Source organism: Micromonospora sp. NPDC000089 (assembly GCF_042899365.1).
Taxonomy (GTDB): Bacteria; Actinomycetota; Actinomycetes; order Mycobacteriales; family Micromonosporaceae; genus Micromonospora.
Window position 1 is genome coordinate 68,356 of record NZ_JBIAZT010000008.1, and the last position, 11,668, is coordinate 80,023.

An 11,668-nucleotide genomic window follows, 5' to 3' on the forward strand; every position below is an offset into this window, starting at 1 on the left:
TCGACGTCGCACGCTAGGCGGGTGGGCACCCGGGGGCGAGGTCGCCGGGCCGGGCCTGTGGACAACCGCCGGGCCTGTGGAAAACCTCCGCTGAGCCGCCGGGCGTGCTACGGCCACGGCCGGAAAGCCGAACGCCCCCGCGGCCGGTGAGGCGGCGGGGGCGGAGGTCGTACGGGATCAGGAGCCGGACGAGCTGCCGGCCGAGGCCTTGGTGGACGACCCGGAGCCGCCGCCGGACGAGCCCGAGCCGGACGAACCGGAGCCGGACGAGCCCGAGCCACCGCCGGACGGCTTCGCGCTCGACGAGGAGTCACCGCCGGAGGAGCCCTGCGACGCGGCCGCCGGCTTGGCGGACTTGCCGTTCTCGCCACCCGAGGAGCGCGAGTCGGTCCGGTAGAAGCCGGAGCCCTTGAACACGACGCCGACGGAGTTGAACACCTTCCGCAGCCGCCCCTCGCACGCGGGGCACTCGGTCAGCGGCTCGTCGGAGAAGGACTGCACCGCCTCGAGCTGGTGACCGCACGTGGTGCAGGCGTACTGGTACGTGGGCACGTTCTCCTCCGGATCTGGCACGGCCGGGTTGGCACTCGTCGTCTTCGAGTGCCAATGGTGCGTCATCGGGCCCGGGTTCGTCCAGCGGACGTGTGGCGAGCGACACCGGGCGCGTCGCCGAGCGTACGCAGGCCACCCGACGGGGTGAGCACCGCGCCCACCGGGCGGTCGTGCGGCTCGGCGGGCAGCGCCTGCACCAGCTCGCCGTCGTGCAGCAGCGCCACGGTCAGCGTTCCGGCCGGCACCCGGGCCAGGGCCCGGTCGTACGAGCCGCCGCCCCGGCCCAGCCGCCGGCCGTGCCGGTCCACCGCGAGCGCCGGTACGACCACCAGCCGCGCCCCGGCCACCGCCGAGCGGCCGAGGGGCGCTCCGGTCGGCTCGCGCAGTCCACGGCCGGCCGCCCTCAGCGACCCCGGGCCGGCGTACCGGGCCCAGTCCAGGTCCAGGTCGGCGCGGAGCACCGGCAGCAGCAGCTCGGCGTCGGCCGGCAACGCGGCCCGCAGCACCTCGGGCAGCTCGGGGCCGCCCGGTTCCGAGCCGACCGGGACGTACCCGGTCATCCGGATCGGTCGCAGCCGGCGTACCAGGGCGGTCAGCTCGGCCTGGACGCGCGCCGCGGCGGCCGCCCGGTCCGCGGCCGGCAGCGACCGGCGGCGGGCGAGCAGCGCGACCCGGGTCTCGCGTTTCGCCTCGTGCGTCGCGTTCGCCCCATCAGAAAAATCCGGCACGCAACACTCCTGACGCATCGCTCGTACCGCGGTGGCTCTGTGTCAGCATCGCAGGAACGGGCGCGGAACTCCCAGGGAGCAGCGGTGTCGCTACGCGGGCGGTTGACGGCGGCCTTCCTCGTGGTGGTGCTCGGCCCGGTGCTGCTCGGCGCGGTCTTCGTCGGCACCACCCTGACCGCCGTAGACCGCGGTCGCTCCACCGAGCGGCTCGGCCTCGCCGCCTCCGCCGTGCGGACCTCGATCGACGCGCTCTGCCAGCAGCTGCGCGCCGCCGCCGACGCGGTCGCGCTGCGCACCGACGCCGCCGCCCGCAGCGTCGCCGCCGACCAGGTCGTCGGCCGGGGGCTCGCCGAGGCCGTGCTGATCAAAGACGTCACCGGCCACCCCACGTACCTCAGCCCCGGCGCGCCGGCCACCCCCTGGCAGGACTGCGCGGCGCCGCGCGCCGCGGACGGACCGGTGCGGGCGCTGAGCGCCCGGGTCGAGGTGCGTGCTCCGGGCGGCACCGCGCTGGGCACGGTGGCCGCCGCCCTCGCCGTCGACCCGGCGTTCGTGACCCGGCTGGCGGCCGCGACCGGGGTGGCGGTCACCCTGCTCGACGCCGGGCCGGCGCCGCGGCGGGTCACCCACACCACCGAGACCAACGGGGTACGCGAGGCGGTGCTGGCGGCCGCGGGCACCGCCGACGGCACCCGGGTGACCCGGACGCCGGACGGCCGGTTCGTCCGGCGGCTCGACCCGTCGGTCGGGCAGCCGCTGCCCCTGGTCCTCTCGGTGGCCGGGGAGCGGCCCGCCGGGCTGGCCGTCGTCCTGCTCGGGGCGGTGCTGCTCGCCGCCGCGCTCGCCGTGGTGGCCGCCGGGCGACTGGCCCGGGTCACCGCCCGGCCGCTGGCCGAGCTCTCCGGCGCGGTGGACCGGGTGGCCCGGGGCGACCTGACCGCCCGGGTGCCGGTGCGCAGCCGGGACGAGATCGGCCGGCTGGCCGCCGCGTTCAACCGGATGACCCGGGAGACCGCCGGCTACGTGGCGGCCCTGACCACCAGCCGGGACCAGCTGCGGGGGCATCTCGCGGTGCTCGGCGACACCCTGGCCAGCACCCACGACCTGCAGCGCATCCTGCGGGTGATCCTGCACAGCGCGATCGCCACGACCGGGGCGCGGGCCGGCGCGGTGCTGCTGCTCGATCCGGCCGGCGTGCTCGTCGGGCAGTGCGCCGAGGGGCTGGACGGGCGGCTGCTGGCCGGGGCGGGGCCGGACGCGCTGCGGGTGCCGGTCGGCGCCGGGGTGATCGGCGCGGTGGCGGCGACCGGCGAGCCGCTGCGCGGGCGGCACCCGACCACCTCCCCGCCGAGCGATGAGCCGCGCTGCGAGACCTACGTGGCGGTGCCGTTCAGCGCGCCGCGCGGGCCCGGCGCGGAGCCGGCCGGCCGGGAGCCGGCGGTCGGCGTGCTGGCCCTCTACGACCGGCTGGGCGGGGACGGGTTCGACGACGACGACCTGGCCACCCTGCGCACCTTCGCCGGGCACGCGGCGGTGGCGGTGGAGAACGTGCGGGTGCACGAGGAGGCCCAACGGCTGTCGCTCACCGACCCGCTGACCGGGCTGTGGAACTACCGCTACCTGCGCGAGTCGCTGCGCCGGGAGGTCGAGCGGGCCAACCGGTTCGGCCGGATGCTCAGCATCCTCGCCCTCGACCTGGACCGGTTCAAGAACGTCAACGACTCGTACGGGCACACCGCCGGGGACGCGGTGCTGGCCGAGTTCGCCCGCCGGGTACGCGCCGAGATCCGTGAGGTGGACCTGGCCTTCCGGCAGGGCGGCGAGGAGTTCGTGGTGCTGCTGCCGGAGACCGACGCCCGGGGCGCGGCGATCGTCGCCGAGCGGCTCGGCGCGGCGGTCCGGGAGACCCCGATCCGGGCCGACGGGCACGCCGGACCGGTCGCCGTGCCGGTGAGCGTCTCCATCGGCATCGCCGTCTACCCCGACCACGCCAGCACCGGCCAGGAGGTGCTGGACGCGGCGGACGAGGCGCTGTACGCGGCCAAGGCCGCCGGCCGGGACGGGTACCGGGTGGCCGCCGCCCGGGCCGGCCCGGCGGTGTGCGAGATCGCCGTGCCGGCCGTGGCGGTCAGCCCGGACGACGGGCTGCCCCGGGCCGGGCCGGCCGGCGTGGCGGCCCGGGGTGCGGCCGAGCCGGACGAGGAGCCGCCGGGCGGCCGGCACGCCGCCGGTGTGACGCAGCCGGGCGGCGCGTCTTCCGGTCCTCACCCGCCGCGGCAGAGCCGTGGCCGATAGTCTCGCGGCATGTCGGAGCACTCAGCGAACCCCTCAACGGCCGCCGCGACCGGTCGTTCCCGCGCGGTCAAGGCCGTCATCCCCGCCGCCGGCCTGGCCACCCGGTTCCTGCCGGCCACCAAGGCGGTGCCGAAGGAGCTCCTGCCGGTGGTCGACCGGCCGGTGCTGCAGTACATCGTCGAGGAGGCCGTCCAGGCCGGCCTGGACGACGTCCTGCTGATCACCGGTCGCGGCAAGACGGCGATGGTCGACCACTTCGACCGCCGGCCCGACCTGGAGGAGCGGCTGGCGAAGAAGCCGGACCTGCTGGCCGCCGTCAAGCGCACCGAGGACCTGGCCGCGGTCCACACCGTCCGGCAGCCCGAGCAGCTGGGTCTCGGCCACGCCGTCGGGTTCGCCGAGGCGCACGTCGGTGACGCGCCCTTCGCGGTGCTGCTGGGCGACGAGTTCGTCAAGCCGTCCGAGCCGCTGCTGCCGGCCATGATCGAGCTGCAGGCCCGCACCGGCGGCGTGGTGCTCGCCTTCTTCGAGGTCGACCCGGCCGAGACCAGCCGGTACGGCATCGCGTCGGTGGAGCCCGCCGAGGCGGAGTTCGGCGACGTCGCCGAGGTGGTCCGGGTCACCGGCATGGTGGAGAAGCCCAAGCCGGAGGACGCCCCGAGCAACCTGGCCGTGCTCGGCCGGTACGTGCTGCCGGGCCGGATCTTCGACGCGATCCGCCGGACGCAGCCGGGCAGCGGCGGCGAGATCCAGCTGACCGACGCGATGGAGCTGCTGCGCACCGAGGGGGTGCCGGTGCACGCCATCGTCTACCGGGGCACCCGCTACGACACCGGGCAGCCGCTGGGCTACCTGCAGACCGTGGTGCAGATCGCCGCCGACCGCGAGGATCTGGGCACCGAGTTCCGCAAGTGGCTGGCCGAGTTCGTCAACTCCGACGCGGCGGGCGGCGCTCGTACATGACCGCGACGGCCGACGCCGAGGCGGCCGCGAACGAGCTGACGCCGCTCGCCGACTACCTGGGCAGCGTGCTGCGCAGGTTGCGCGCGCTGCCTCCGCTCGACCTCGACCTCACCCAGGCGCACGGCAACGTCCTCGCCGAGGACGTCGTCGCCCCGCACGCGTTCCCCGCCTTCGACCAGGCGGCGGTGGACGGGTACGCCGCGCGCTGGGAGGACCTCGTCGGGTACGGCCCGGTCCCCTCGCAAGGGGGGCCGGGCGGCCGTACCGTGCGGTTGAACGTAGTCGGTGACCTGGGCGCGGCGAGCTGGCGGCCGGTGCGGCTCACCCCCGGTTCGTGCTTCTCGGTGGCCGCCGGGGCGCCGCTGCCGGTCGCCGCCGACGTGGTGGTGCCGGTGGAGTGGACCGACCAGGGCATGGCCGCGGTGGAGATCTTCCGCACCCCCAAGCGGGGGTACGGCGTCCGCCGCGCGGGCGAGGAGCTGCCGGCCGGCACCCTGCTGGCCCGGGCCGGCACGTACGTCTCCCCGGCGCTGGTCGCCGTCTTCGCCGCCACCGGCATCGGGCACGTGGTGGTCCGCCCCAGCCCCCGGGTGGTCATCGTGGCCACCGGCGACGAGCTCGTCGACGTGGGCCGGGGCAGCCAGCCGGGGCAGGTGGTGGACGCCAACTCGCACGCGCTGACCGCGGCCGCCGCCGAGGTGGGCGCGCTGGCGTACCGGGTGGGCATCTGCGACGACGACCCGGAGGGGCTGCGCGGCCTGCTGGAGGACCAGACGCTGCGCGCCGACCTGATCGTCACCACCGGCGGCACCGGCACCGGGCCGGGCGACATGGTGCGCCGGATCCTCTCCCGGCGCGACGGCGGCCGGGCCGGGCCGGTCACCTTCACCGACGTGGCGCTCTACCCGGGCACCTCGCTGGGTTTCGGCACGGTCGGCGCCGAGGAGGTGCCGGTGGTGTGCCTGCCCGGCGAGCCGGGCGCCGCGCTGATCGGCTTCGAGGTGCTGGCCAGGCCGGCGATCCAGCTGCTGGCCGGGGCCGAACCGGTGTTCCGGCCCAGCGTCCGCGCGCACCTGCTGGAGACCATCTCGTCACCCGGCGGGCTGCGCGAGTTCCGGCCGGCGCACGTGGCGGAGCGGCGCGGCGGCGGGTACACGGTGCAGCCGCTGCCCGGCGGGCCGTTCACCCTCTCCGGTCTGGCCGAGGCGAACGGGCTGATGGTGCTCGGCGAGCGGGTGACCACCGCCGCGGCCGGCTCCACGGTGGACGTGCTGCTGCTGGACCGCCGCCGGTGAGGGCTTGCGCCGCCGCTGTCTCGGGCGGAAGGTCTACCGAATGAGCTGGTTCGGGAGTCCGCCGGGGTGGCCGGTGGTGCTGGTGGACGGGCCGGTGGTGCTGCGGCCGTACCGGCGCTCGGACGCGGCGGCCTGGTCGCAGGTGCGGCGCGCCAACCGGGCCTGGCTGTCGCCGTGGGAGGCGCACCTGCCGGGCAGCTGGGACGAGACGAACTCACCGGCCGCGTTCCGCTACGTGCACCGCGACCAGCGCCGCTCGGCGCGTACCGGTGAGGGGATGCCGTTCGCGGTCTGCCTGCACGAGGACGGCCGGGAGCGGCTGGTCGGGCACCTCAACGTGGGCAGCATCGTCCGCCGGGCGTTCTGCTCCGGGTACGTCGGGTACTGGGTGGACTCCCGGGTGGCCGGTCGGGGCGTGATCCCGACCGCGATGGCGCTCGCCGTCGACCACGCGTTCGGCCCGGGGGGGCTGCACCGGGTGGAGGTCAACATCCGGCCGGAGAACCGTCCCTCCCGGAGGGTCGTGGAGAAGCTGGGCTTCCGCGAGGAGGCGTACCACGCGCGGTACATGCACATCGACGGCGCGTGGCGGGACCACATCGGATACGCGATGACCAGCGAGGAAGTGGCCGCCGAGGGCGGTCTGCTGGCCCGCTGGCACCGGATCCGCCGCGCCGCCGGGTGAGCCGTCCCACGAGCGGGATCGGCGCGGCGTGTCGGGATCCCGGTCGGCGGCCCGTAACCTCAAGTAACTGCAAGCTGCGGCAAGCGCTGCCCGACCGCAGGATCTGCGCCCCGAGCGACGATTCGGGGAAGATCCTGCGGCATTCTGGTGCTTGCTCCGAACTCGGTGACGGGAGGGGTGAGGGTGCCGACCTCGGTGCTCCTCGCCGTCCTCGCCGCCGCCGGCCTGCTCGCCCTCGCCCCGGCGCTGGTCCGCCGGTACGACGCCACCGAGCGGCTGGTGGCGGAGCGGGCGCAGTCGACGGCGCGGGTGCTCCAGCGCCGTCGACGGGCTCGTACTGTCCCGGGACGGCGACCGGTCAACCCGTCCCGGTCGCTGGTGGTCACCCTCAGCGAGAACTCGGCCGGTGACCTCCGGGCGCCGGTCTCCGCGCCGCCCGCCCCGGCCCGCCGCTCGGCCCGGCTGCGCGCGGTCCCGCCGGCCTCCCGCCGGGCGCGCCGCCGGCCCCCGCCAAGCCGGCACACCCCGGCCGTCTACCGCCGGCGGCGGGTGCTCGCCGCGCTGATGCTGCTCAACCTCGTCGAGCTGATCGGCGTGATCGTGGTCAGCCCCGGGTTCTGGATCGGCTTCTCGGTGACCGCGGCGCTGCTCGTGGCGTACGTCGTACACCTGCGGGGCCGGGCGTTGAAGGAGCGCCGGCGGCGGCGGGTGCAGGCCCGGGAGGCGGCCTGGCTGGCGGCCCGGCAGGCCGAGGTGCGGCGGGAGCAGGCCCGTCGGGCGGCGGCCCGCCGGGAGGCGCAGCGTCGGCTGGCGGCCCAGCGTGAGGCGGTACGCCGCTCCGCGATGGGCCTGGACCGCCCGGCCGACCTGCCGGCCGCGGCCAACGGTGGCTCGGTCTCCTACCGGCGCTCCGGTGGGCTGCGCGGGCGGCCGTACCAGTCGGGCCGCAACCCGCACTCCGCCTGACCCGCCCGGCGTCCGGTCCTGCCGGGCTCCGCCTGACCCGCCCGGCGTCCGGTCCTGCCGGGCTCCGCCGGCTGGCCCGGCACGGGTCGCCGCCGGTCGGTCCGCCCCCTGGGCGCGCCCGCCCTGGGCCGCCGCTGGCCGGCCCGGGTGGTCCGGCCCGGGTGGTCTGGCCCGGGTGGGCCGGCCCCGGGCGGTCGTCGGCTGGGCACCTGTTCGGGACGCTACGGAGCTGATGACGTAAACGAATCACGCGCCCGGTGGGCGTTCTGTCCGTTTCGCTGGGTCGGGGAGCGCAAGATCGGCGGGGGAGGGTGGGGTGATTGGCCGGGAGCGCGGGTGGGCTGTTAGTCTTGGCGCCGGCCCGCCCGGTGAAAGCCGGGTGGGACCGAAGCCGGTTCGCCGGCGGAGGGGTTGTGGCGCAGTCCGGTAGCGCACCTCGTTCGCATCGAGGGGGTCAGGGGTTCGAATCCCCTCAACTCCACCCAGTTCAAAGGCCGTTTCCGCTCGTCGGAGACGGCCTTTTGCGATCCGCTGCGGCGGCGCGGCCCGGGTGGCTGATCAACTCCTCGGGCCGACCCCGGTGCCGTCCGGGGCGAGCCGGGCCAGGTAGGCCCGGGCGCGCCGCCCGTCCACGCCGTAGCGTGCCGTCGCCACGCCCAGCAGCACGCCGATGGCGGCGTTGAGCAACAGTAGGGCCGACAGCGTCGCCGCGGCGTCGCGCAGCCCGAGCGCGAGTCCCACGACGCCCACCGGCACCGAGAGGAGGCCGGGAACGAGGATGGGCGACAGCCCCTCGGCCCGGGCCCGGGCCGCGGTCACGACCAGGTCGACGTCGTCCTGGACCGGCTGCCGCAGCCCCCGGATCGTGTTCTCCCACCGGCGCAGCTCTGGATCCACCACCCCGCGCACCGGCGGACGGGTCCACGCCGTCGGGACTCCCAGGGCCGCGAAACGGCCGGCCCTGGCCATGGTCGCCCGGTTCATGGCGTACGCCAGGCCCAGCTGAGCCAGCACGTACAGCGTGGGGCCGGTGAACCGACCGAGCTCGTCGGGCCGGCGGAGCAGGTACGCCCCGACGACCGCGACGGCCACCGAGACCGCCGCCAGCGCCAGCGAGGCGGCGGGCGTCCAGCGGCGCCGGCCGTCCGGCCCGGGCGCTCCGTCGTGCACAGTGGAATCCATGCCGTCCCCCGTCCCGCGCTGGCGGCTGAGACCTCTCGATGGACCTGATACCGCTTGACCCGCCGCGCCAAACACCGGCCGGGTCTGGACACCGCCGGGTACGCGGGCGCCCGCGCCTGTCGGTGGGCTGGTCTACCGTCCACCGCAGCGGGGTGGGACCAGCTGTCCGCTGCGACAACCGCCCCCGCCGATGCGAAGGAGGACGGATGTCGTACCCACCGGCCAGCTATCACGGCGCGGACGGCGAGGTCAGCGCGTGGGTCCGCCGGGCCGACCAGGTGCCCGAGCTGCCGATGACCGCGAGTGTCGCGAGCTACCTGGCCACCGGCGAGAGCACGGCGGGCCGGTTCGGTCTCTACCGGTGGGACTTCACCGGGCCGCCCAGCGGCCCGTCGCCGCACTTCCACCGGTCCATCTCCGAGTCGTTCTTCGTTCTCTCCGGCACGGTCCGCCTCTACGACGGGGAGCGCTGGGTCGACGCCACCGCCGGTGACTTCCTGTACGTGCCGGAGGGCGGGGTGCACGGGTTCCGTAACGAGTCCGGCGAGCCCGCCTCGATGCTGCTGCTGTTCGCACCGGGAGCGCCGCGCGAGGCGTACTTCGAGGGGCTGGCCGGCCTGGCCGCGATGAGCGACGACGAGCGGGCGGCGTTCTTCGTGGAGCACGACACTTACTGGGTCTGAGGCCGGTCCGGAAAGGAGTGCCCCCACGCGGGTCGCGAGCCGGTCCGCAACCTGCCACCGGTTTCGCCGCGCCGGCTCCGGTCGTTGACGGCGCCCAGTCGCCGCTGGGTCGTTGACGGCGCCCAGTCGCCGCTGGGTCGTTGACGGCGCCCAGTCGCCGCTGGGTCGTTGACGGCGCCCAGTCGCCACTGGGTCGTTGACGGCGCTCAGTCGCCGACGACGGCATCGAACGACTCACCGTCACCCAGTCGGCCGACCAGATCCGGCACCGCCGATCGCCACCCGTCCCCGCCCTCTCGTCCGACCGTTCGCTCAGATAGGGCGACCCGATCGTCCGCGTCGCCCGCTGCACGTGGGCGGCCCACCGCCGTAGCGCGGGCCGGCCCCCGGTCGAGGGGGCCGGCCCGCGTTCAGGCGTCGGTCACGGCTTCCAGGAGCCGGCCGCCTCGAAGTCGTGCTGGTACTCCACGACCCCGTTCTTGTCCTTGACGTCGAAGACCACCGCGCCGGTGCGCTTGCCGCCGGCCCGGATGCCGCTGCCGGAGTCGAGCATGTCGCCGCCGCAGCCGGAGAGCGCGCCGGCCAGCCCGTTGACCGTGGTGCCGTCCTCGGCCACCCACTGGAAGTAGAACGGGTTGATCGACGCCTTGCCCTTGGTCACCGTGGCCGTCACGTCGGCGATCAGGTAGAGGCCCCGGTCGGGTGCCGGCGCGTAGGAGCGGCAGCCCTTGGTCGAGGTGCTGAACTTCCGGACGGTGATCTCGATCGTGCCCTCCTCGTCCTCGATCCGCAGGGTCTCGCCCGGCTTCATGTTGAACGTCTCGCCGTTGGTGTCCGGCTTCGCCGTGGCCGGCCCCGCGCTGGGCAGGACCGGCACACCGCGCGGGCTGGGCAGCGACCGCTCGACCTCGTCGGCGGCCTCCGAGGCTCGGTGCGCGCCCACGAACGCGGCCGTGACGAGGCCGCCGCAGCAGAGCAGCACCAGCACCGCCACCACGACGCCGACGATGATCCAGGTCTTCCGGTTCGACTTCGGCGCGGCCGGCGGATATCCCGGGGGGAGCGGGGCGCCGGGCGCCGGCGGGTACGGCCCACCCTGCGGCGGCGGGTAGCCGGCCCCGGAGACCGGCGGGTAGCCCGCGCCGGAGACCGGCGGGTACGTCCCACCGGCCGCTGGCGGGTACGGCGCGCCGGACACCGGCGGCGGGGCGTACGGGCTCTGCGGCGGGTACGGCTGCTGGGGCGCGCCGGAGACCGGCGGCTGCGGAGCGGTCGGCTCGGCCGGCGCGTACGGGCTCTGCGGCGCGTACGGGCTCTGCGGCGCGTACGGGTTCTGCGGCGCGTACGGGTTCTGCGGCGGGGCCGGGACCGGGGGCAGGGGCGCCGTCGGGTCGGCCGGGGACTGCGCGGCGGGGGGCCGCCGGGAACGGCTGCGTGGGGGCCGCGGGGAACGGCTCCGTGGGCTCCGCGGGCTGCTGGTCGGGGTCCTGCGGCCCGTAGGGGGGCTGGGGCTGGCTCACCGTACTCCTCGGCACGTCGACAGGTCGGTAACTCCTGGACGCTAGTGGGTGCCCGCAACCGGTCAGCGGAGGGGCAGCACCGCGGCCGTACGGACCAGGCCGTCGGCCACCGCGAACCGCCCGGTGACCAGTGCCGGCGGCTCAGTGACGGCCGCCGCGGCGACCCGTTGCGGGTTGATCCGGGCGGTGAACGTGCCGGCGTCCGGGTCGAGTTCCACGGTGGCGTCCTGAAAGCCCAGCCAGGACCGGACCACCGGGTGCCAGACCTTGTAGACGGTCTCCTTGACACTGAACACGACCACGGCCGCCCAATCGGCCCCGCCCGGCAGCCGGGCCAGGTGTTCCTCCTCCTCGGGCCGCAGCACGACCCGGCGTACCCGGGGGCTCAGCGCGGTGTGCCGCTCGGCGTCCATCCCCACCGACCGCACGTCGGTGTCGCGGGCCACCGCGGCGGCGCAGTACCCGGCGGTGTGCGTGATGGCGCCGACCACGCCGGCCGGCCACACCGGTGAGCGGTCCGCCGCCGCGAGCACCGGCGCGGCGGGCAGCCCGAGCGCCGCCATCGCCCGCCGGGCACAGACCCGGCCGGCGGTGAACTCCCGGCGCCGGCCCTGCACCGCCCGTTCGCCGATCCCCGCCGCCTCCGCCGGCAGCAGCGCCCCGACCCAGTCCGCCGGCCCGGCCTCGACCACCACGACCGGTGGCGGCAGCAGATCACGCATCGCCCGCTCCCGTCGGGTACGACGACGGTCGCTCGGTGTCGGCGCCGAGTCGGTCGGCCGACCCCGGCGGCTCCGGT

The 11,668-nt window shown here is 76.1% G+C and carries 11 protein-coding genes and 1 tRNA gene; 7 read left to right on the forward strand and 5 right to left on the reverse strand.

Annotation, left to right across the window (positions count from 1 at the left end; translation table 11 throughout):
• Positions 1-177: 177 nt before the first annotated feature.
• Together ACFY3U_RS16710 and ACFY3U_RS16715 are read right to left on the reverse strand one after the other, a co-directional pair.
• Positions 178-618, reverse strand: coding sequence for an FmdB family zinc ribbon protein (locus ACFY3U_RS16710; protein ID WP_387201748.1), 441 nt, complete (start codon positions 616-618; stop codon positions 178-180).
• A complete protein-coding gene (locus tag ACFY3U_RS16715; protein WP_387201751.1) occupies positions 615-1,280 on the reverse strand; it encodes a 5-formyltetrahydrofolate cyclo-ligase in 666 nt (221 codons plus the stop codon). The genes ACFY3U_RS16710 and ACFY3U_RS16715 overlap by 4 nt, the downstream gene beginning before the upstream one ends.
• 84 nt (positions 1,281-1,364) lie before the next feature.
• Between ACFY3U_RS16715 and ACFY3U_RS16720 the strand changes: the two genes are divergently transcribed.
• From ACFY3U_RS16720 to ACFY3U_RS16745, 6 genes are all read left to right on the forward strand, one after another.
• Entirely contained in the window at positions 1,365-3,575 is a 2,211-nt protein-coding gene (locus ACFY3U_RS16720; RefSeq protein WP_387201754.1) for a diguanylate cyclase, read from the forward strand.
• 9 nt (positions 3,576-3,584) lie between these two features.
• Complete coding sequence (locus tag ACFY3U_RS16725) at positions 3,585-4,538, forward strand: UTP--glucose-1-phosphate uridylyltransferase (RefSeq protein WP_387201757.1); 954 nt, start codon at positions 3,585-3,587, stop codon at positions 4,536-4,538.
• Positions 4,535-5,833 (forward strand): gephyrin-like molybdotransferase Glp, encoded by a 1,299-nt coding sequence (gene glp, locus ACFY3U_RS16730; protein WP_387201760.1) that lies wholly within the window; start codon positions 4,535-4,537, stop codon positions 5,831-5,833. The genes ACFY3U_RS16725 and glp overlap by 4 nt, the downstream gene beginning before the upstream one ends.
• A gap of 40 nt (positions 5,834-5,873) precedes the next feature.
• On the forward strand, positions 5,874-6,518 hold the full coding sequence (locus ACFY3U_RS16735; RefSeq protein WP_387201763.1) for a GNAT family N-acetyltransferase: 645 nt from the start codon (positions 5,874-5,876) through the stop codon (positions 6,516-6,518).
• A 177-nt stretch (positions 6,519-6,695) separates the two neighbouring features.
• Complete coding sequence (locus ACFY3U_RS16740) at positions 6,696-7,484, forward strand: hypothetical protein (protein ID WP_387201766.1); 789 nt, start codon at positions 6,696-6,698, stop codon at positions 7,482-7,484.
• A 407-nt stretch (positions 7,485-7,891) separates the two neighbouring features.
• Positions 7,892-7,965 (forward strand) — tRNA-Ala (locus tag ACFY3U_RS16745).
• Between the two features lie 77 nt (positions 7,966-8,042).
• Here the strand turns inward: ACFY3U_RS16745 and ACFY3U_RS16750 are convergent.
• A complete protein-coding gene (locus ACFY3U_RS16750; RefSeq protein WP_387201769.1) occupies positions 8,043-8,666 on the reverse strand; it encodes a hypothetical protein in 624 nt (207 codons plus the stop codon).
• Positions 8,667-8,872: 206 nt separating this feature from the next.
• On the opposite strand from ACFY3U_RS16750, the gene ACFY3U_RS16755 reads away from it, so the two are divergent.
• The gene (locus ACFY3U_RS16755) at positions 8,873-9,349 is read left to right on the forward strand and encodes a cupin domain-containing protein (protein ID WP_387201772.1); all 477 of its coding nucleotides are present in this window, start codon (positions 8,873-8,875) and stop codon (positions 9,347-9,349) included.
• 421 nt (positions 9,350-9,770) lie between these two features.
• Here the strand turns inward: ACFY3U_RS16755 and ACFY3U_RS16760 are convergent, their stop codons facing one another.
• Entirely contained in the window at positions 9,771-10,547 is a 777-nt protein-coding gene (locus ACFY3U_RS16760; protein ID WP_387201775.1) for a hypothetical protein, read from the reverse strand.
• Between the two features lie 384 nt (positions 10,548-10,931).
• Positions 10,932-11,591 (reverse strand): 4'-phosphopantetheinyl transferase, encoded by a 660-nt coding sequence (locus ACFY3U_RS16765; RefSeq protein ID WP_387201778.1) that lies wholly within the window; start codon positions 11,589-11,591, stop codon positions 10,932-10,934.
• Positions 11,592-11,668: the final 77 nt, after the last annotated feature.

Bases quoted from the DNA above. Each gene is read 5' to 3' on its own strand.
- ACFY3U_RS16710 (WP_387201748.1), bottom strand. From the start codon at position 618: ATGACGCACCATTGGCACTCGAAGACGACGAGTGCCAACCCGGCCGTG.
- ACFY3U_RS16725 (WP_387201757.1), top strand. From the start codon at position 3,585: ATGTCGGAGCACTCAGCGAACCCCTCAACGGCCGCCGCGACCGGTCGT.
- glp (WP_387201760.1), top strand. From the start codon at position 4,535: ATGACCGCGACGGCCGACGCCGAGGCGGCCGCGAACGAGCTGACGCCG.
- ACFY3U_RS16735 (WP_387201763.1), top strand. From the start codon at position 5,874: ATGAGCTGGTTCGGGAGTCCGCCGGGGTGGCCGGTGGTGCTGGTGGAC.
- ACFY3U_RS16750 (WP_387201769.1), bottom strand. From the start codon at position 8,666: ATGGATTCCACTGTGCACGACGGAGCGCCCGGGCCGGACGGCCGGCGC.
- ACFY3U_RS16755 (WP_387201772.1), top strand. From the start codon at position 8,873: ATGTCGTACCCACCGGCCAGCTATCACGGCGCGGACGGCGAGGTCAGC.
- ACFY3U_RS16765 (WP_387201778.1), bottom strand. From the start codon at position 11,591: ATGCGTGATCTGCTGCCGCCACCGGTCGTGGTGGTCGAGGCCGGGCCG.